This window comes from Micromonospora sp. H61 (assembly GCF_018070325.1).
Lineage (GTDB): Bacteria > Actinomycetota > Actinomycetes > Mycobacteriales > Micromonosporaceae > Micromonospora > Micromonospora salmantinae.
The window spans coordinates 13,272-32,956 of sequence record NZ_JAGPXY010000073.1 but is presented as its reverse complement, the minus strand read 5'-3'; the positions used below and the strand labels follow the sequence as shown (position 1 = coordinate 32,956).

The window sequence follows — 19,685 nt, the reverse complement described above, 5'->3', positions numbered from 1 at the left end:
CCGCGGGCCCACACTGGTCTTCGCGCACAACACGCACCTCCAGCGTCATCTGAGCACGATGACGCTGGCCGACTCGCAGGTGTCCTGGGCCGGCGCCGGCGCCATCATCGCGTCGCTGCTGGGCGACCGGTACGCGGTGATCGCCGGCAGCCTCGGCGCGAGCCCGGCACTCGGCATCGGGCCGCCCGCCCCTGCCACCTACGAGGGCCGGCTCCAGCAGGAGACCAACCTTCCCCGGTACCTGCCGACGTCCGGCATCGGAGCGGCCGAGCAGCGGACGCACGACTACCGCTACTTCCCGCTGGACCAGGCCACCATCGAACACGCCGACGCGGTCCTGCACGTCCCGACCGGTGTCGACACGGCCGTGCTTGCCGACCGGATCGCCGCACTGCCCGGCGTCGAGCAGATCGTGGCGAGCGAGGAGAACGGATCACCCGAGGCGGCCTGGGGCGACCGGTTCTTCTTCGTCGGCCCGGACCGCCGCCAGCCGTTCGCCACCATCGTCGAGCACGACGTGCCCGGCTTCGACGAGGCCGCACAGCTTGACCGGCCCGGCGTCTTCCGCCTCAACCTGGACCTGGGCCGGGCCGAGTTCGAGCGGCTGTTCGGCTTCCCGCCCAAGGCGTTCGAGGAGCACCGGCACGAGTTCGACTTCGCCCGACTGGACACCCTCGTACCGCACCCGGGCTACGCACAGTACGGCTTCGCCAGCATCGTCATGCCCGGTCCGCGACTGCTGCCCGAGATCGACCGGCTACTCGCGATCGCGCACCGCCGAGCGGTCGACCGCCACGAACGCGCAGCGCGCCGGGCAATCCGCCCGCAATCCGGAGCCTGACCACGCCGTGCGGGGTCAGGCGGCTGCCTCGGGCTCCCGCAGGTCCAGCCAGTCGGCCCAGCGGGGATCGGGGGCGCGGTGGCCCAGCACCCGCCAGGCGGTGCCCTTCGGGGCGGCCGGCAACGCGTTTAACCGCCACCCCATCTCGGCCGGCGTCTTGTCGCCCTTTGTGTGGTTGCACCGGGCACACGCGGCGACCACGTTCTCCCAGGCGTGCCGGCCACCCCGGCTACGCGGAAAGACGTGGTCGATGGTCTCGGCCGGACCCCGGCAGTAGGCGCACCGCCACCCGTCCCGGGCGAAGATCGCCCGGCGGGACAGCCCGACATGCGTTCGGTACGGCACCCGGACGAAGCGCGTCAGCCGGACCACGGATGGCACCGGGAGCGCGTCCCGGGCGCTGTGCAGGATGCCGTCACCGTCGGCGACGCAGACCGCCTTGGCGGAGAGGACCAGGATCGCGGCGCGACGCACCGACACGACACACAGCGGCTCGTAGGTGGCGTTGAGAACCAGCGCGCCGGAGCCCACCGTGGGTCGTATGTCAGGCATCGCGCTCACCCTCCCGGTTCAGCGGCTGCTGGGGACCGCCGCCGACCGGGGCCGGGCACAAGGGCCCACACGGTCGACGCCGGGCCGATCACCGACGTCCGTTGCGCCAATAGTCCCTGATCGGACCCCGGATTGCACGTACTAATCTCTCTTCTGGTAAGCGGATCACCCGCGCCGGGACGGGCAGCTGCTCCAGCCTGGGCGGACGCTGACGTGCGACACCCCGCCGCCGGTCTCACCGGTACCGGACCTGCCCCGGCCGGTGGGTCGGCGGCGGGCGCTCGGGCCCCTTGCGGTACGAAGACATAGTGAGTGCCGCCAGCGTGACGCCCCTAGCCCTGTCCGACGCCGTCTCGGTGAGCTGCCAGGGCAGCACCTCCTGCGAGTGGATCTACCGGATCACCGGGTCGGCCTGGTTCGCCGAGGGAAGCTACTGGATCCTGCTCAAACCGCTTCGGGTGCTGCTGATCCTGGCGTTGGCGATGGTGGCCCGCTGGGCGCTGCACCGGACGATCAACCGGTTGGTTCGGACCACCACCGACGGTGCGGTGCCGACGATGCTGCGACCGCTGCGCGAGCGGGTACCCACCGCCGCGGTCGACCCCGCCGAGTTCGTGCCCGAGCGACGGAGGCAGCGGGCCGAGGCGATCGGATCGGTGCTGCGCAGCCTGACCACCGCGTTCGTCTTCGGCATCGCGCTGCTGATGATCCTGCGGGAGTTCAGCTTCGACCTGGCACCGCTGCTGGCCAGCGCGGGGATCGCCGGCGTCGCGCTGGGCTTCGGCGCGCAGAGCCTGGTGAAGGACCTGATCGCGGGCCTGTTCATGCTGATCGAGGACCAGTACGGCGTGGGTGACAACGTCGACCTGGGCGAGGCGATGGGCGTGGTCGAGTCGGTCGGCCTGCGAGTCACCACGGTGCGCGACGGCCGCGGCGTGCTCTGGTACATCCGCAACGGCGAGATCATCCGGGTGGGCAACAAGAGCCAGGGCTGGGCCCTCGTGGTGGTGGACCTGCCGATCGGTTTCAACAGCACCGAGGAGGCCACCGCGGTGCTGCGGACCGCGGCCGCCTCGGTCGCGATGGACCCGGAGTTGTCACCGGAGATCGTGGAGGCGCCCGAGGTGCTGGGTGTCGAGCAGGTGACGGTGGACGGCGCGGTCATCCGCACCGTGGTGAAGACGACAGCGGACGGGCAGTTCGCGGTGGGCCGGGAACTGCGTCGGCGTCTCGCCGAGGCGCTGGAGAATTCGGGGATCACCGCGCAGATCGCTGCGGCCCGCATCTATCCCGGCCTGTCGCCCCGGCCGTTGCCCGAGGGTGAGACCGGTCAGGGCGGCGCCACCTGACACCGCCGACACTGTCCGGCGATTCAGGGGTCGCGATCCGGCCGGCCCCTCGGGTATCGTCCGTTCGTTCAGTCGGGGAGGCGACGAACGGCCCGTTCGACCTAGCTAGTTGTCAGACGATCGGGCAGAATCCGGAGCACGCGTTCCCACCAAAGCGTGATCACATCCTCGCTGATCCGTAGATCTGACGAGCGCTTCCGGCCGGGCTGCCACGAGTGGCCGAGCCGGGGCCGATGGAGGCGACGGTGCCTGACGAGCGACCTTCCGCGGAAGGCCCCGCCACATTCCGCGAAGTCTTCGGCCAGCACGAGTTCCGGGCTGTGTTCGTGGCTGGCGCTCTGTCCTGGGTCGGCGACTATGTCGCGAAGGCCGCCGTCACCCTGCTCGTCTATCAGCAGACCCGGTCCGTCGCGCTCTCCGCGGCTGCCTTCGCGGTCAGCTTCCTGCCCTGGCTGCTCGGCGGTCCCGTGCTCGCCGCACTCGCGGAGCGGTACCCGTTCCGACGGGTGATGGTGGCATGCGACCTCATCCGGATGGCGCTGATGCTGCTCATCGCCATTCCGGGCCTGCCGTACCAGGCGGTGCTGGTGCTCATCTTCGCCGCCACGCTTGCCAACCCGCCGAGCCAGGCGGCGAAGTCCGCGCTGATCCCACAGTTGCTCACCGGGGACCGACTGGTGCTGGGGCTGTCGCTGAACAGCAGCGTCGGACAGGCCGCCCAGGTCGTGGGGTACGTCTTCGGCGCCGCTGTCGCCGCTGTCGACCCGGAGGCGGCGCTGCTGTTCAACGCGGTCACGTTCGGTCTCTCGGCGCTGCTGGTTCGCCTCGGTGTGCGCCACCGCCCGGCGGTGATGAACCCGGAGCACCGCAGCCACCTGCTGCAGGAGACTCGGCAGGGGTTCGGCATGGTCTTCCGCACACCGGTGCTGCGGGCCATCGCGGTGCTGGTGTTCAGTTCGATGCTCTTCTCGATCGTTCCCGAGGGTCTGGCCGCAGCCTGGGCCAACGAGGAGAGCCGCGGCGCGGTGAGCGCGGGCACCGCACAGGCGGCGATCATGGTGGCCAACCCGATCGGCTTCATCCTCGGTGGGTTGCTGGTGAGTCGCCTGTTCGGGCCGGCTCGCCGACTGAAGCTGATGCGGCCGCTCGCGGTGCTCGCCCCGTTGATGCTCGTACCGGTGCTGCTCGACCCCCCGCCGCTGGTGGTCGCGCTGCTCGCCGCGCTCTGCGGGTTCGCGGTCGCCGGCATGATGCCGATGGCCAATGGGTTGTTCGTCCAGGCGCTGCCCAACGGCTTCCGAGCCCGCGCCTTCGGGGTGATGGCCACCGGCATCCAGGTCATCCAGGGCCTCGCGGTGCTGGTCACCGGGATGCTCGCCGAACGGTTCCCCATTCCGATCGTGGTGGGGGTCTGGAGCGCAGCCGGGGTGGTGCTGATGGCGGTGGCCACGCTGCGTTGGCCGGACCGGCAGACGGTGGACGATGCGATCACTGCCGCCTCGTTGGCCAACGGCGATCCGCCGCCCTCCGGGCTCGGCGACCCGGCCAGCGACCGCCCGGTGGAAGGCACGCCCGACCCGCATGCCGGTGACGGCCACCGCCGGCACGCGGTCACCTGACCGCCGCACCGACCTCTGCCCGTGCAGGCCGGGTGCCCGACATTCGGGGTTGTCGACCCGGCGTGATCCGACGCACGCCGTGCGGGTCGGGTCGTCACCGGACACACCTGGCAGGATGGAACGGTGACTTCCGCAGGTGAATCCGACCGTCCCGGTGCGTCGATGACCCTCTTCGAAGCGGTCGGCGGCGAACCCACCTTCCGCAAGCTGGTCGACGAGTTCTACGCCGGCGTCGCCACCGACCCCCTGCTGCGACCCATGTACCCGGAGGAGGACCTGGGCCCCGCCGCGGACCGGATGACCCTGTTCCTGATGCAGTACTGGGGCGGACCGAACACGTACTCCGCCCAGCGCGGGCACCCGCGGCTGCGGATGCGCCACGCGCCGTTCCGGATCGGCGCGGCCGAACGGGACGCCTGGCTGCGGAACATGCGCCGCGCCGTGGACCGGCTCGACCTTGAGCCGGAGATCGCCGCGACCCTCTGGGACTACCTGGAGCGGGCCGCGTACTTCATGGTCAACGTCGAGGACGACCCGGCAAACGGCGGCTGACCCACCCCACCGGCAGCGGCGTCAGAGCAGCGCGCCCTCGTCGTGCAGCCAGTCCACAAAGCTGGTGGCGACCGCCGCGCCGCAGTCGAGCATCTCGACCAGGAGCGCGTCGTGGGTGCCGGCACCCAGGGGCACCTGAAGCTCGGCGTAGATCGGTAGCTGACCGCGCTCGGTCGGGTCACCGATGTACGCCTTGCAGAACCGGCGGGTGTGGTTCCACTCGTTGACCACCCGGTACGCCCGGTCGGCCCAGTCCGGCGGGACCGTGGCGTGCGGACGTGCCCGCATGACCAGGATCTCGTCCTCCGGCCCTTCGAGGGTGACCAGCACCGCGTGCCGCTCCCACATCGCCAGCAGGTTGCCGTCGCCGTCGGCCAGATAACGCACGTCGAGCAGATCGAGCGCGTCACAGACCCGGCGCAGACTCACCGGCTCGACGGTGGCGGGCATCTCGGTCAGCACGGGCCGCTCGTTGGACGGGCAGTCGTCCCCCGGCTGTCGAGGGCTGGGCGGCCCGATCCGGACCGCGTTATCGACTGTGATCCCGCTTCGGGTTTCCGGATCGCCGCCGTCGGCGGGACCGGGGCGCCATGACCACCACGGCATCGCTCGCGCACCTCACTCCCCAGCGGATCCAGTCGCCTACGGTGCGTTGGATCCGAGGATGGACGGTACCCGGACAGCCGGGTTGAAGCACCCCCCCAACGACCGCCCCTGACCAGAAGAATGATCCGGGGTCATCCGTTCGGACGAGCGCTCAGGGGTGTCACGGCAAGATCCGTGGCCTTCTGCAACCAAGCCGCTCCGTGCGGTCCCACCAGGCCGACCCAACGACCGGCCACCCGCACCTGAACGGCGTCCCCGCCCTCGGCAGCCGCCGGGCCGTGGGCGGCGCCGAGGAAGCCCATCCGGACCACCCCCTGCACCAGCCGCTGCGGCACCTCGACCGGCGCGGCGGGCGTCCCGTCCGGGGTGATCAGCACCGCCACGTGGTCGAGTAACGCGTCACGCAGGGCCCGCTGGCCGACGGCACGGCCGGCCACACCCTGCTCGCTCGCCGTCCGCAGGGTGCCCGCCGCCGCGTCGGCGATCCGGCGCAACTCGGCAACTGGCAACGCCTCCACCTGGCGGCTCCGCGTCGGCGGCAGCGGCCACCGCCACTGGGCGTCCCGGCGGGTCGGCCGGGTCGTACCGCCCCGCTCCAGCTCGGCGAGCAGCTCCGCGGCCGCCACTGTGACGTCCTCCGCGACGCCGTCGGCCGGCCCACCGGCAACCGTGCGGACCACCAGGACCTGCCACGGCAGCCGGGCCCACAGGGCGACCCGGCCCGGTGCGCCGGCCGGCCGCAGCCGGACCGGCGCGACCGGATCCAACCGGACCAGCCTGGCCAGGAAGGCGCCCGCGTCCGCCACCCCGGCGACACCGTGGGTGGACGCCGCCGTCCGGCCCGGCTCGGCGGTGCCCGGCCGGGTCACGCCACACCGCCCTGCGGCGCGTACGTGAGCAGGAAGTCCCGTTCCTCGGTGGTGATCCGCCGGGGCACCTGGCGGGTCAGGTCGAACGGCACCAGCACCGAGCGGGCCCGGCTGGCCAGCACCTCACCGTCGTACAACTCGTAGGCGACTGTGAACCGGGAGGCCCGGATCTCCTCCACCCACAGCTCGATCCGCACTGTGGGTGCCGCCTCCGCGGTGGCCCGGCCGAGCGCGTAGTCGACCGGGCGCAGGTAGTCGACCTCGTGCCGGCGGATCACCACCCCGTCGGCGAACGACCCGACGCCCCAGGCCCGGCCGCCGGCGAACATCAACGCCACCCGCGCCTCCTCGTACAGGGTGAGGAAGCGCGAGTTGTTGACGTGGCCGTACGCGTCCAGGTCGGACCAGCGCAGGGTGCAGTGGTAGACGAAGCGGTCAGACACCTTCTCGGCCGGTCAGTCGCGGGTCAGCTTGCGGTAGGTCACCCGGTGCGGCCGGGCAGCCTCCGCGCCGAGACGGTCGATCTTGTTCTTCTCGTACGCCTCGAAGTTGCCCTCGAACCAGAACCACCGGGACGGGTCCTGGTCGTCGCCCTCCCAGGCCAGGATGTGCGTGGCGACGCGGTCCAGGAACATCCGGTCGTGCGAGATGACCACGGCGCAGCCGGGGAACTCCAGCAGCGCGTTCTCCAGGCTGGACAGCGTCTCCACGTCCAGGTCGTTCGTCGGCTCGTCGAGCAGGATGACGTTGCCGCCGATCTTCAGGGTCAGCGCCAGGTTGAGCCGGTTTCGCTCACCGCCGGAGAGCACCTTCGTCGGCTTCTGCTGGTCCGGTCCCTTGAAGCCGAACGCGGCGATGTACGCCCGCGACGGCATCTCGACCTTGCCCACCATCAGGTAGTCCAGCCCGTCGGACACGACCTCCCAGACGGTCTTGTCGCCGTTGAGGCCCTCGCGGTTCTGGTCGACGTACGACAGCGAGACGGTGGGGCCGACCCGGACCTGGCCGCCGGTCGGCTCCTCCAGCCCGACGATGGTCTTGAACAGGGTGGTCTTGCCGACGCCGTTGGGGCCGATGATGCCGACGATGCCGTTGCGCGGCAGCGAGAACGACAGGTTGTCGATCAACAGCCGGTCGCCGAAGCCCTTGCTGAGGTCGACCGCCTCGATCACAGTGCTGCCCAGGCGCGGGCCCGGCGGGATCTGGATCTCCTCGAAGTCGAGCTTGCGGGTCTTCTCCGCCTCGTTGGCCATCTCGTCGTACCGGTCCAGGCGGGCCTTGGACTTGGTCTGCCGGGCCTTGGCGTTGGAGCGGACCCACTCCAGCTCCTCGGTGAGGCGCTTCTTCATCTTGGCGTCGCGGCGGCCCTCGACGGCCAGCCGGGCGGCCTTCTTCTCCAGGTAGGTGGAGTAGTTGCCCTCGTAGCCGATGGCCCGGCCGCGGTCGAGCTCGAGGATCCAGCCGGCCACGTTGTCGAGGAAGTACCGGTCGTGGGTGATCGCCATGACGGTGCCGGCGTACTTCGCCAGGTGCTGCTCCAGCCAGGAGACGCTCTCGGCGTCCAGGTGGTTGGTGGGCTCGTCGAGCAGCAGCAGGTCGGGCGCCTCCAGCAGCAGCTTGCAGAGCGCGACCCGGCGACGCTCACCACCGGAGAGCTGGGTCACGTCGGCGTCCGGCGGCGGGCAGCGCAGCGCGTCCATGGCCAGTTCGAGCTTGGAGTCGACGTCCCAGGCGTCGAGGTGGTCCAGCTCCTCCTGGAGCTTGCCCATCTCCTCCATCAGCTCGTCGGAGTAGTCGGTGGCCATCTGCTCGGCGATCTTGTTGAACCGCTCCAGCTTGGCCTTGGTCTCGGCGACCGCCTCCTCGACGTTGCCGAGGACGGTCTTGGCCTCGTTGAGCGGGGGCTCCTGAGCGAGCATGCCGACGGTGTAGCCGGGCATGAGTCGGGCCTCGCCGTTGCTCGGCTTGTCCAGCCCTGCCATGATCTTGAGCAGGCTGGACTTACCGGCGCCGTTCGGACCGAGCACACCGATCTTGGCTCCCGGCAGGAAGCTCAACGTGACGTTGTCGAGCACGACCTTGTCGCCGTGCGCCTTGCGCGCCTTTTCCAGAACGTAGATGTACTGGGCCACGGTGCGGGCTACCTCCGTCGGTTGCTGTCGCTGATCGGCGGCGCGGCGCGGGCTGCGAGGACCGCCCGCCGCCGCCGGCCGGGAGCCGGCCGCGCGCACGCCATCGTCAATCCTGACAGGTACGGCGCGCTTCGCCCACATCACCCCGCCCCAGGTGTACCCGAGCGCGCCTCCTTGCCGACCGTGGTATCACCCGCTAGCGTACCTGGTATGACCAAGAAGATCGCCATCAGCGTGCCGGATGACGTGGCGGAGCGGCTGGCCGAGGAATCCAACGTCTCCGCCTTCATCACCGACTCCGTTCGTCAGCGGATGGCTGGCGAGCGCACGCGGCGGGCACTTCGACAGGTGGGCTTCCGGCTCACTGATGAAGGTCTCGCCGAGGCGGGCAGGCAACTCGACGAGGCACAGGCGAAGATCACCCCGGAACTGCGATCCAAGGCAGCTGCCCTGCTGGGCGCGGCGTCTCGCGGACGGATGACCATTCGTGACTGATGCCGGCCTCGTCCTCGACACGGGCTGCCTCCTCGCCTACTCGGAAGGCATGGAAGCGGTCGGGGAGCAGATTGCGAAAGTCGCGGACAAGGGGCAAGGCGTGATCGTCCCCGCGCTCTGCCTCGCAGCCGCGTACCGCCAGGTGACCAGCGACGGCTGGCCACTGCTCGACATCGTCGGCGACCTGGAGCAGGTCATGGTCACGCCCGTCGAGCACGACATGTGCGCCATTCTCGGCGGCTGGTCGCGAACCCTCGGCGGCATGGACCTGGCCCAGGCTGCGATGGAGGCGGCTCGGGCGATTACACCGATCATGACGGATCGGCGGGAGTTGCTCGGCGAGGTACTGCCGAAGGAATGGCCGATCATCGACCTCTGACCGGCGGGCTGTCGACAAGATCACCCTTAGGATTCGGTCGCACCGAGGCGGGTAGGAGACTCCGGCACGGGGCACAAGACGCCGCAGCTACGCTCAGTACGCTCATCGCGGTGGACCCGTCAGTACCCGGAGGTGGCCGATCGTGACCGTCCGTAGCTCCTTTGTCGTAGTGGCGAACCGTCTGCCGGTCGACGAGGTGAGCACACCCGAGGGCCGGCAGTGGCGACGCAGCCCTGGCGGGCTGGTCACCGCGCTGCATCCCGTACTCGCCGAACACAAGGGCACCTGGGTCGGCTGGGCCGGTGGCACCGGCGCCGCCCCCGAGCCGTTCGACCTGGAGGGCATCCGGCTGCACCCGGTCCCGCTCAGCGCCGAGGAGCTGGAGCGCTACTACGAGGGCCAGTCCAACGCGACGATCTGGCCGCTCTACCACGACGCGGTGGAGACGCCGGCCTACAAGCGCCGGTGGCGGGAGGCGTACCGCCTGGTCAACGCCCGGTTCGCGGAGGCCGCAGCCGACGTGGCGGCCGAGGGCGCGACGGTCTGGGTGCAGGACTACCAGCTCCAGTTGGTGCCGGCGATGCTCCGTGAGCTCCGCCCGGACCTGCGGATCGGGTTCTTCCTGCACATCCCGTTCCCGCCGATCGAGCTGTTCATGCAGATGCCGTTCCGTACCGAGATCCTGCGCGGTCTGCTCGGCGCCGACCTGGTCGGGTTCCAGCAGCGGCTGGCCGCGCAGAACTTCGTCCGGCTGGCCCGGCACCTGCTCGGGCTGCGCTACGAGGGGCAGATGATCCAGGTCGACGGTCGCCAGGTGAAGGCGGGCGCCTTCCCCATCTCGATCGACACCCAGGAGATGGAGCGGATGGCCGCCGATCCGGCGATCCAGGCCCGGGCCAAGCAGATTCGCGCCGAGCTGGGCGACCCGAAGACGATAATCCTGGGCGTGGACCGGCTGGATTACACAAAGGGCATCGAGTTGCGGCTCAAGGCCTTCCGGGAGCTGCTGGCTGACGGAAAGTTGACAGTTCCCGACGCGGTCATGGTTCAGGTCGCCACGCCCAGCCGCGAGCGCGTGGAGCACTACCAGGCACTACGGGTGAAGGTGGAGCGCGAGGTCGGTCGGATCAACGGCGAGTTCGGCAGGGTCGGCGTGCCTGCGGTCCATTACCTCCATCAGTCGTACAGTCGCACTGAGCTGGCGGCGATGTACGTTGCTGCCGACGTGATGATGGTGACCCCGCTGCGAGACGGAATGAACCTCGTGGCGAAGGAATACGTAGCATCACGTGCCGACCAGGGTGGCGCGCTCGTACTCAGTGAGTTCGCCGGTGCCGCCACCGAGCTTCGCCAGGCATTTTTGTGTAACCCGCACGACCCGGACGCGGTCAAGGACGCCCTCCTCCGGGCAGTGCACGTGGAGAAAACCGAGGCACGCCGCCGGATGCGGACAATGCAACGTCACCTGCGTACCCACGACGTGGGCCACTGGGCCAAGTCTTTCCTCTCGGAGCTCGGAGTTCCCGAGGCGGAGGCCGAGTGAACACGTCCGTCAACGATGGGGCGGCAAACGCCACCGGGGTCATGGACCCTGAGTTGCGTTCCGCCATCGGCCGGATCGCCCGGGTCCCCCAACTCCTGGTCGCCTGCGACTACGACGGCACGCTGGCGCCGATCGTGGAGGACCCGAGCACGGCCGTACCGCTGCCCGAGTCGGTCGCCGCGGTCCGCGCGCTCGCCGCGCTGCCGCAGACCACAGTGGCTGTGGTCTCCGGTCGGGCGCTGCGCGACCTGGCCGCACTCTCGCGGCTGCCCAGCGAGGTGCACCTCGTCGGCAGTCACGGCTCCGAGTTCGACATCGGCTTCGTCGAGCGGCTCTCCCCCGAGCTGGTCGCCGTGCGGACCCAGGTCCGCAACGCGCTGCGTGAGATCGCCGCCCAGCACCCGGGCATCCGGCTGGAACGCAAACCGGCGAGCGTCGCGATGCACACCCGTGGGGTCGACCCTCAGATCGCCGCCGCCGCCATCGAGGCGGTCCGCAACGGTCCGGCCACCTTCGACGGCGTCACGGTGACCCAGGGCAAGGAGGTCATCGAACTCTCCGTGGTGGCCACCCACAAGGGCACCGCACTCGACCAGCTGCGGACCCAGCTCGCCTCCAGCGCGGTGCTGTTCATCGGCGACGACATCACCGACGAGAACGGGTTCGGCCACCTGCACGGTCCCGACCTCGGCATCAAGATCGGCCCCGGCGACACCCAGGCCAGCTACCGGGTGGCCGACCCGCTGGAGGCCGCCCGCGCGCTGGCTCTGCTGCTGGAGACCCGGCGGCACTGGCTGTTCGGTGAGCGGGCGGTGCCGATCGAACGGCACTCCATGCTGGCAAACGGTCGTACCGTCGCTCTGCTCACCCCCGAGGCCAAGGTGAGCTGGCTCTGCCACCCCAAGCCGGATTCGGCGGCGATCTTCGCCGACCTGGTCGGTGGCAGCCCGGCCGGCCACTTCAGCATCACCCCGGAACGTGGCGGCATCCCGCTGGGCCAGCGCTACCGCTCCGGCACGATGACAGTGGAGACCCGCTGGTCCGGGCTCACCGTCACCGACTGGCTGGACAAGCCGGCCCGGGAAACCACCCCGGACGACAGCCCGGCGGTCATCACCGGCGACTCGACCCTGGTCCGGGTGCTGACCGGCAGCGGCAAGGCCAAGGTGGAGTTCGCGCCGAGGCCCGAGTTCGGTCAGGTGGCCGTCCAGTTGCAGCCGCTCGGCGACGGCCTGCTGGTGCTCGGCTCCAACGAACCGGTCGCGCTCTACGCCCCCGGCGTGGAGTGGGAGGTCGGCAACGACGGAGGGTACGAGACCGCCAAGGCGATCGTCGACCTCTCCGCCGCCGGTGGGCAGGTAGTGCTGGAGCTGCGCTTCGGCACGCACAGCCTGGAGCACCACCGGGTGCCGATCCACGAGCGGCAGGCCGCCGCCGAGCAGCCGTGGAAGGACTGGGTGGCCTCGCTGCGGCTGCCGTCCACCGCCCGTGACCTGGTCGCGCGCAGCGCCCTCACCCTGCGCGGGCTCTGCCACGAAGCCACCGGCTCGATCCTGGCCGCGGCGACCACCTCGCTCCCCGAGGAGCTGGGCGGCGTCCGCAACTGGGACTACCGCTACTGCTGGCTGCGCGACGCCGCGCTGACCGCCCGCGCACTTGTCGACCTGGGCTCCGTCGAGGAGGCCGAGGCGCTGCTGCGCTGGGTGGACGGCTGCATCGAGCGCACCGGCGGGCACCCGGAGCGACTGCACCCGCTCTACACCATCGACGGCTACGAGCTGGGTGCCGAGGCGGTCATCGACACGCTGCCCGGGTACGCCGGCTCCCGGCCGGTCCGGGTCGGCAACCTCGCCAACCACCAGTTGCAGCTGGACGTCTTCGGCCCGATCGCCGACCTGATCGCGGCCGTCGCCGACGCTCGCGGTTCGGTCCGCGACGACGAGTGGCGGGTCCTGGAGAACATGGTCGAGGCGGTCCGCCGCCGCTGGCACGAGCCCGACCACGGCATCTGGGAGGCCCGGCTGCCACCCCGGCACCACGTCTTCTCCAAGGTGATGTGCTGGATGACAGTCGACCGCGCGCTGCACGTGATGCGCGAGCACGGCGGCGAGGACCGGCCCGAGTGGAAGGACCTGCGCGACCGGATCGGCGCCAACGTGCTGGAGCACGGCTGGCACTCCGACGTCGAGGCGTACAGCGTCGCGTACGGGGACGAGGACATGGACGCCTCGTCGCTCTGGATCGGCCTCTCCGGCCTGCTCCCGGGTGACGACCCGCGCTTCCTGTCCACCGTCCTGCGGATCGAGGCGGACCTGCGCAGCGGCCCGGTCGTCTACCGCTACCACTGGGACGACGGCCTGCCCGGCCGTGAGGGCGGCTTCCACATCTGCACGGCGTGGCTGATCGAGGCGTACCTGCGCACCGGCCGCCGCACCGACGCCGAGGAGCTGTTCGCGCAGATGGTGCTGACCGCCGGCCCGACCGGGCTGCTCCCCGAGCAGTACGACCCGCTTGCGGAGCGCGGCCTGGGCAACCACCCGCAGGCGTACAGCCACCTCGGTCTGGTCCGCTGTGCCCTGCTGCTGGACAACATGCTCAAGCAGTAGTCGACAGCTCGTACGACGGGGTCGGAGCGCATGCTCCGGCCCCGTCGGTCACTGCGGGTACGGCAGGCTCGGTTGCCACCCGTACAGGTGGGCGCCGAGGTCGGTGGGCACCGTCCAGTGCACGTACGGCAGCACAGCGCTGCTGCCGGCGTGGATCAGGCACAGTAGTGGGGCGTCGCCGGTGTGGTCGAGCGAGCTTCGGTTTACGGGCCGCGCCGACGCCGCCGAGGCCGAACAGGACAACCGGGTCCCGGACCGGAAGCCACAGCCACCGGCAACCGCCGCAGCCGGCAATCTTGGACAGTTCCCGTTACGCGCTAACGGGAACCGTCCACGATTTGGCCTGCCAGCGCCCTCCGATGTCCGGGTCCGCCGGCGGACCGGACGCCATTGCAGCGACCTCGATGAGGTCGCCGGTCAGCCGTCGAGCGCGCCCACCACGTCGCCCACCACGACGACGGCGGGTGGGCGCAGGTCGGCCGCACGCAGGTCGGCCGCGACCTCGCCCAGCGTGGACCGCAGCACGCGCTGGGTGCCCGTCGTGGCTTCCTGGACGACCGCGGCCGGCGTCTGCGGCGACCGACCGTGGGCGATCAGGGTGGCCGTGATGGCGGCGAGGTTCTTCAACCCCATCAGGATCACCAGGGTGCCGTGCAGACCGGCGAGGGCGTCCCAGCGCACCAGCGAAGCCGGCGCGTCGGGTGCCAGGTGCCCGGAGACCACTGTGAACTCGTGCGCCACCCCCCGATGGGTGACCGGGATGCCGGCCGCTGCCGGCGCGGCGATCGAGCTGGTCACCCCCGGCACCACTGTCACCGGCACGCCGGCAGCCGCGCAGGCCAGCAACTCCTCGCCGCCGCGCCCGAAGACGTACGGGTCACCGCCCTTGAGCCGCACCACGAAGGCGCCGGCCAGGGCCCTGTCGACCAGGATCTGGTTGATCTCCTCCTGGGCCCGGGACGGGCCGTAGGGGATCTTCGAGGCGTCCACCAGTTCGACGTCCGGGCGCAACTCGTCGAGCAGCAGCCCGGGCACCAGCCGGTCGGCGACCACCACGTCGGCCTCGGTGAGCAGCCGCCAGCCCTTCACCGTGATCAGCTCCGGGTCCCCCGGCCCCGCCCCGACCAGCGCCACCCGCCCGGCCTGCCGTCCGCCGGTCGTCCCAGTGGAAGCGTCGGGCCGGCCAGCGATCCCGTCCGGTGCCAGACGCACGGCGAGCAGGTCGCGGATGGCGTCGCGGACTGTCATCGCCCGACGAGGGTCGCCGCCTCCGAACACCGCCACGGTGACCGGGCCGTGCCGGGTCACCGCCGGGGTCCAGGCGGTGGCGGCGGTCCGGTCGTCGGCCCGGACGCAGAAGATCCGCCGCTCGGCGGCGACGGCGCTCACCGAAGCCGCCGCCATCGGGTCGTCGATCGCCACGTGGACCAGCCACGCGCCGTCCAGGTCCTCGGGTACGAACCGGCGCGGCACCCAGTGCAGCCGACCCGCGTCGACCCGCGCGCGTAGCGCCGGGGTCAGCTCCGGGGCCACCAGCAGGACGTCCGCACCGGCATCCAGCAGCGCGGGCACCCGCCGGGTGGCGACCGCGCCGCCACCCACCACGACCACCCGCCGCCCGTGCAGCCGCAAACCCAGGGGGTACGGGTTGGAGGTCACGTCGCACCACCGGGGCGGACGGATCGTTCGCTGCGCGTGCTCACTTTTCGGCCACCCCGGCGGAGTCGAAGGTGGCCACCTCGTGCAGCACCCGGACCGCGCCGGTGACCACTGGCAACGCCAGCAGCGCGCCGGTGCCCTCGCCGAGGCGCAGCCCCAGGTCGATCAGCGGGTCGAGGCCGAGGTGGCGCAGCGCGACAGTGGCACCGGGCTCGGCCGAGCGGTGGCCGGCGACCATGGCGCAGACCGCGTCCGGGGCGAGCGCGGCGGCGGCGAGCGCGGCCGAGACCGCGATCACGCCGTCCAGCAGCACCGGCGTGCGCCGCGCTGCGGCCCCCAGGATCAGCCCGGCCAGGGCGGCGTGCTCCAGACCACCGACGGCGGCCAGCACCCCCAGCGGGTCGGCCGGGTCGGGGGTGTGCCGGGCCAGCGCGGCCCGCACCACAGCCACCTTGCGCGCGTACGTCGGGTCGTCGACCCCGGTGCCCCGACCGGTGGTGTCGAGCGGGTCGGCGCCGGTGAAAGCGGCGATCAGCACGGCGGCCGGGGTGGTGTTGCCGATGCCCATGTCCCCGGTGAGCAGGATGCCGGCGCCGGCGTCGATCAGCTCGTCGGCGATCCGGATGCCGGTCTGCACCGCCGCCAGCGCCTCGTCCCGGGTCAGCGCGGCGGTCACTGTGAGGTCGCGGGTCCCCCGGCGGACGGACGCGACAACCAGCCGAGGCACGGCCGGGTCGAGCACAGCCGGGTCGACGGCCGTCGGTTCGAGCACAGCCGGGTCGGTGGGCAGCGGGGTGGCCACGCCGACGTCGACCACTGTGACCGAGGCGCCGGCCTGCCGGGCGAACGCGTTGACCACCGCTCCACCGGCCAGGAAATTGCCGATCATCTGCGCGGTGACCTCCTGCGGCCAGGGGCTGACCCCCTGGGCGTGCACCCCGTGGTCGCCGGCGAAGATGGCCACCGCGGCCGGCTCGGGCAGCGGTGGTGGGCACAATCCGGCCAGGCCGGCGAGGCGTACCGAAAGCTCCTCCAGCGCACCCAGCGATCCCGCCGGCTTGGTCAGCCGACCGTGCAGCTCCCGGGCGGCGGCCATGGCCGCTTCGTCCGCCGCGCGGATCGCCGCGATCGTGGTCTCCAGCATCATGCCTCCATGGTCTCGCGCAGCACGTCGATGAACGCGTCGGTGGTGTTTCGGTCGCGTACGGCCACCCGCAGCCAGTCCGGGCCGAGGCCGGGGAACGTGTCGCCTCGGCGTACCGCCCAGCCGCGCTCGCGCAGGGCGGCCCGGATCGGTGTCGCGCCCGGCAGGTGCAGCAGGACGAACGCGCTGGCGGGACGGCCGACGACGCGTACACCGGGCAGTTCGGCGAGGCGCGCGACCAGGTGCTCGCGGTCTGCGGCGAGGTCGGCGGCGATCGCGCGTTCGGCCTGGACCGCGACGGTGCCGGCGCAGGCCGACGCGGCCGCCAGCGCGGGCGTGGAGACGGCCCAGAGCGGCTGGACGGCGGCCAGCCGGGACAGCAGCTGCGCGGTGCCGAGCAGGTAGCCGATCCGCAGGCCGGCCAGACCCCACGTCTTGGTGAGGCTGCGCACCACGAGCAGGCCGGGCAGGTCACGGCGTTCGGCCAGCGACTCCGGTTCGCCGGGGCGCCCGGCGGCGATGGTGGTGTCGGCGAACGCCTCGTCGACAACCAGCACCCGGCCGGGGCGGGCCAGCGCGGCCACCGTCTGGGCGGGGTGCAGCACGGAGGTCGGGTTCGTCGGGTTGCCGATCATCACGAGGTCGGCGTCGGCGGGCACCCGGGACGGGTCGAGCCGGAAGTCGTCGGCGGCGTCGAGCAGCACCCGCTCGACCGGGTGTCCGGCGGCCCGCAACGCCGCCTCCGGCTCGGTGAACTGGGGGTGCACCACCACGGGGCGGTGCACGCCGCGCAGCGCCTGGGCGATCAACACGAAACCCTCGGCGGCGCCGGCGGTGAGCAGCACCTCGTTCGGGTGACGGCGGTGTCGGGCGGCGACCGCCGCCCGGGCCGGCGCCGGGTCCGGATACCGGGCCAGGTCGGTCAGGGTCGCGGCGATCGGGTCGGCCAGCCAGGCGGGAGGCCGCGCCCGACGGACGTTGACGGCGAGGTCGATCAGGCCGACGGTGGCCTCCGCGTCGCCGTGGTGGGCGAGGTCCGGCTCGACCCCGGTGGGCGGGGCGACAGCGCTCGGCTGATCAGACATGTCCGCGATCCTGCCGGGAAGGTGGCCGGTGGGACAGTCGATCTCAGCGTAAGCCGCGTCACCACTCGCCGGTTTAAGAGTTTTTCTCATGTACGAATCGGAAATGTCATAACTTGACCAGGTGAGCAACCGACCCCTTGCTGCCGCTGGTCGTCTCGTCCCTCTCCTCCGCGCCGGGCTGATCGCCGGAATCGTGATCGCCGCCGTCGCCTATCCAGTGGTCGCCCTCACCGGGCTCGGCGCGAAGGCCACCGCGCACGCCGTGGAGCAGAAGACCCGGGTGCTGAAGACCGCCCTTCCCGCCGAGACCTCGTACGTCTACGGCCCGGACGGCAAGACCGTGCTGACCATGTTCTACGAGGAGTACCGGCAGTACACCAAGCTGTCGGACATGTCGCCGAACATCCAGCAGGCGATCGTCGCCGCCGAGGACTCCCGCTTCTACCAGCACCACGGCGTCGACCCGAAGGGCGTGGCCCGGGCCTTCGTCTCCAACGCCCGCTCCGGCGGCTCCCAGGGCGCCTCGACGCTCACCATGCAGTACGTCCGGATGGCCCTGCGGGACAGCGCGACCACGCCCAAGGAGGTCCAGGAAGCCACCCAGCAGACCAGCCTGCGCAAGGTCAGGGAGATGCGCATGGCGCTGGACCTGGAGAAGGAGCTGAGCAAGGAACAGATCATGGAGCGCTACCTGAACTCGGCGTACTTCGGGCACCGGGCGTACGGCATCTACGCCGCCAGCGAGATCTTCTTCTCCAAGACCCCGAAGGACCTCACCCCGGTCGAGGCCGCCACCCTCGCCGGACTGGTCAAGTCCCCCTCCGAGTACGACCCGGCCGACTCCGACCAGAAGGAGGCCACCGGGCGGCGCAACTACGTGCTGGACCGGATGAGCCAACTCGGCTACCTCTCCCCCGACTCGGCCGCCGCCGCCAAGTCCGAACCGATCCGGCTCAAGCTGACCACCCCACCGCACGACTGCGCCGCGGTGGCGGACAAGTACAACAGCTGGGGCTTCGCCTGCGACTACCTGAAGAACTGGTGGAGCGCGCAGCCCGCGTTCGGGGCGAACCGACTGGAACGGATGGACAACCTGCGCCGGGGCGGCTACCGCATTGTGCTCAGCCTCGACCCGAAGATCCAGGAGGCGGCGGAGAAGAGCGTCGGCGCCAAGGAGGCCACCGGCAGCCCGTTCGCCAACGGCATCGTGGTCTCCGAGCCGGGCACCGGGCGGGTGAAGGCCATGGCGGTGAACCGGACGTACTCGCTGGACCTGGCCGACAACCCGCAGAGTTCCAACCCCGAGGCCGGGCCGAAGGTGAAGGCCAACTACCCGAACACCGTGGCACCACTGCTCGGCGGGGGTGACCTGGCCGGTTACCAGGCCGGATCGACGTTCAAGATGTTCCCGATGCTGGCCGCGCTCGACGCGGGGATGCCCCTCTCCACCTCGTTCAACGCCCCACACCGCTACCGGTCCGAGGTCTACGACGGGTGGGCGCCCTCCAACGCCAGCGGCGCCATGTCCGGCCAGCAGACCATGTGGTCCGGCTTCGGCAAGTCGGTGAACACGTACTTCGTGTGGCTGGAGGAGAAGGTCGGCGCGGACCGGGCGGTCCGGTTGGCCGAACAGCTCGGGCTGCGGTGGCGCACCGACGTCGACCGGGACCACGCGTCACCGGCAAAGGCGAAGAAGTGGGGCGCGTTCACCCTGGGTGTCTCCGACGCCACCCCACTGGAGATGGCGAACGCGTACGCCGCCATCGCGGCCGACGGCCGCTACTGCGAGGCCATCCCGGTGCAAGCGATCATGAACCGGGACGGCACACCCGCCACCTACGCCACCGCGGGCGGCCTGCAACGAGAGGTGGCCAAGCCACGCTGCCGGCAGGTGGTCAACGCGGACGCCGCGCGGGCGGCCACCGACGCGGCCCGCTGCCCGACCGGAGACACCCCGGCGCGCGGCAGCTGCGGCGGATGGTCCACCGCCGACAGCGTGCGCGGCACCGTCGGACGCCCGGTGGCCGGCAAGACCGGTACGACCGACAGCACCCGGTCGGCCTGGTTCGTGGGCTACACCCCGGAGTTGGCCGCGGCGAGCTTCATCTCCGACCCGGACAACCCGTTCAACGCGGTCGGTGACGGGCAGTCCCAGATCCCGATCAAGGCGGTTTCAGAGACCCTGCGCGACGGACTGAAAGGCACCCCGACCCGCCAGTTCACCCCGCCGTCGGACGCCATCGTCGGCTGACCG

The 19,685-nt window shown here is 71.3% G+C and carries 17 protein-coding genes; 9 read left to right on the top strand and 8 right to left on the bottom strand.

What is annotated here, in order from left to right:
- Window positions 1-841, top strand: an 841-nt coding sequence (locus KBX08_RS27055) for a DUF6194 family protein (protein ID WP_210786155.1), incomplete at its 5' end; no start/stop codon positions are given.
- 15 nt (window positions 842-856) lie between these two features.
- Here the strand turns inward: KBX08_RS27055 and KBX08_RS27050 are convergent.
- On the bottom strand, window positions 857-1,393 hold the full coding sequence (locus KBX08_RS27050; RefSeq protein ID WP_203150542.1) for an HNH endonuclease: 537 nt from the start codon (window positions 1,391-1,393) through the stop codon (window positions 857-859).
- Window positions 1,394-1,683: 290 nt separating this feature from the next.
- On the opposite strand from KBX08_RS27050, the gene KBX08_RS27045 reads away from it, so the two are divergent.
- The 3 genes from KBX08_RS27045 (at window position 1,684) to KBX08_RS27035 (ending at window position 4,913) form a co-directional block, all read left to right on the top strand.
- Window positions 1,684-2,742, top strand: a complete 1,059-nt coding sequence (locus KBX08_RS27045; RefSeq protein ID WP_210786154.1) for a mechanosensitive ion channel family protein — start codon at window positions 1,684-1,686, stop codon at window positions 2,740-2,742.
- 233 nt (window positions 2,743-2,975) lie between these two features.
- Window positions 2,976-4,361, top strand: a complete 1,386-nt coding sequence (locus KBX08_RS27040; protein ID WP_210786159.1) for an MFS transporter — start codon at window positions 2,976-2,978, stop codon at window positions 4,359-4,361.
- A 123-nt stretch (window positions 4,362-4,484) separates the two neighbouring features.
- Window positions 4,485-4,913: a globin gene (locus KBX08_RS27035; RefSeq protein ID WP_307850661.1), complete on the top strand. Its 429-nt coding sequence runs from the start codon at window positions 4,485-4,487 to the stop codon at window positions 4,911-4,913.
- A 21-nt stretch (window positions 4,914-4,934) separates the two neighbouring features.
- Here the strand turns inward: KBX08_RS27035 and KBX08_RS27030 are convergent, their stop codons facing one another.
- The 4 genes from KBX08_RS27030 to ettA all read right to left on the bottom strand — a co-directional run bounded on the left by KBX08_RS27030 (window position 4,935) and on the right by ettA (window position 8,520).
- A complete protein-coding gene (locus KBX08_RS27030) occupies window positions 4,935-5,519 on the bottom strand; it encodes a YbjN domain-containing protein (protein WP_112676053.1) in 585 nt (194 codons plus the stop codon).
- 131 nt (window positions 5,520-5,650) lie between these two features.
- Entirely contained in the window at window positions 5,651-6,388 is a 738-nt protein-coding gene (locus tag KBX08_RS27025) for a hypothetical protein (RefSeq protein WP_210786152.1), read from the bottom strand.
- Complete coding sequence (locus KBX08_RS27020) at window positions 6,385-6,831, bottom strand: thioesterase family protein (RefSeq protein ID WP_112584127.1); 447 nt, start codon at window positions 6,829-6,831, stop codon at window positions 6,385-6,387. The genes KBX08_RS27025 and KBX08_RS27020 overlap by 4 nt, the downstream gene beginning before the upstream one ends.
- 12 nt (window positions 6,832-6,843) lie before the next feature.
- Window positions 6,844-8,520 (bottom strand): energy-dependent translational throttle protein EttA, encoded by a 1,677-nt coding sequence (gene ettA, locus KBX08_RS27015; protein ID WP_210786151.1) that lies wholly within the window; start codon window positions 8,518-8,520, stop codon window positions 6,844-6,846.
- A gap of 210 nt (window positions 8,521-8,730) precedes the next feature.
- Here ettA and KBX08_RS27010 point away from each other — a divergent pair, with 210 nt between their 5' ends.
- The 4 genes from KBX08_RS27010 to otsB all read left to right on the top strand — a co-directional run bounded on the left by KBX08_RS27010 (window position 8,731) and on the right by otsB (window position 13,543).
- Complete coding sequence (locus KBX08_RS27010) at window positions 8,731-9,015, top strand: hypothetical protein (protein WP_210786150.1); 285 nt, start codon at window positions 8,731-8,733, stop codon at window positions 9,013-9,015.
- Window positions 9,008-9,394, top strand: coding sequence for a hypothetical protein (locus tag KBX08_RS27005; protein WP_210786149.1), 387 nt, complete (start codon window positions 9,008-9,010; stop codon window positions 9,392-9,394). Before KBX08_RS27010 ends, KBX08_RS27005 begins: the two co-directional genes overlap by 8 nt.
- A 142-nt stretch (window positions 9,395-9,536) precedes the next feature.
- Entirely contained in the window at window positions 9,537-10,937 is a 1,401-nt protein-coding gene (locus KBX08_RS27000; protein WP_124817234.1) for a trehalose-6-phosphate synthase, read from the top strand.
- A 41-nt stretch (window positions 10,938-10,978) separates the two neighbouring features.
- Complete coding sequence (otsB, locus tag KBX08_RS26995) at window positions 10,979-13,543, top strand: trehalose-phosphatase (RefSeq protein WP_210786158.1); 2,565 nt, start codon at window positions 10,979-10,981, stop codon at window positions 13,541-13,543.
- Between the two features lie 417 nt (window positions 13,544-13,960).
- On the opposite strand, the gene cobA is transcribed toward otsB, so the two are convergent.
- Genes cobA through cobC form a run of 3 tightly spaced genes read right to left on the bottom strand, consistent with a single transcriptional unit; the run spans window position 13,961 to window position 17,431 of the window.
- On the bottom strand, window positions 13,961-15,202 hold the full coding sequence (gene cobA / locus KBX08_RS26990; protein WP_210786148.1) for a uroporphyrinogen-III C-methyltransferase: 1,242 nt from the start codon (window positions 15,200-15,202) through the stop codon (window positions 13,961-13,963).
- Window positions 15,203-15,242: 40 nt separating this feature from the next.
- Window positions 15,243-16,346: a nicotinate-nucleotide--dimethylbenzimidazole phosphoribosyltransferase gene (gene cobT / locus KBX08_RS26985; RefSeq protein WP_210786147.1), complete on the bottom strand. Its 1,104-nt coding sequence runs from the start codon at window positions 16,344-16,346 to the stop codon at window positions 15,243-15,245.
- Complete coding sequence (gene cobC / locus KBX08_RS26980; protein ID WP_210786146.1) at window positions 16,346-17,431, bottom strand: Rv2231c family pyridoxal phosphate-dependent protein CobC; 1,086 nt, start codon at window positions 17,429-17,431, stop codon at window positions 16,346-16,348. Before cobC ends, cobT begins: the two co-directional genes overlap by 1 nt.
- A gap of 121 nt (window positions 17,432-17,552) precedes the next feature.
- On the opposite strand from cobC, the gene KBX08_RS26975 reads away from it, so the two are divergent.
- Window positions 17,553-19,682: a transglycosylase domain-containing protein gene (locus KBX08_RS26975; RefSeq protein ID WP_210786145.1), complete on the top strand. Its 2,130-nt coding sequence runs from the start codon at window positions 17,553-17,555 to the stop codon at window positions 19,680-19,682.
- Window positions 19,683-19,685: the final 3 nt, after the last annotated feature.

Bases quoted from the DNA above. Each gene is read 5' to 3' on its own strand.
- KBX08_RS27050 (WP_203150542.1), bottom strand. From the start codon at position 1,393: ATGCCTGACATACGACCCACGGTGGGCTCCGGCGCGCTGGTTCTCAAC.
- KBX08_RS27040 (WP_210786159.1), top strand. From the start codon at position 2,976: ATGGAGGCGACGGTGCCTGACGAGCGACCTTCCGCGGAAGGCCCCGCC.
- KBX08_RS27030 (WP_112676053.1), bottom strand. From the start codon at position 5,519: ATGCCGTGGTGGTCATGGCGCCCCGGTCCCGCCGACGGCGGCGATCCG.
- KBX08_RS27010 (WP_210786150.1), top strand. From the start codon at position 8,731: ATGACCAAGAAGATCGCCATCAGCGTGCCGGATGACGTGGCGGAGCGG.
- otsB (WP_210786158.1), top strand. From the start codon at position 10,979: ATGGACCCTGAGTTGCGTTCCGCCATCGGCCGGATCGCCCGGGTCCCC.
- cobT (WP_210786147.1), bottom strand. From the start codon at position 16,346: ATGCTGGAGACCACGATCGCGGCGATCCGCGCGGCGGACGAAGCGGCC.
- cobC (WP_210786146.1), bottom strand. From the start codon at position 17,431: ATGTCTGATCAGCCGAGCGCTGTCGCCCCGCCCACCGGGGTCGAGCCG.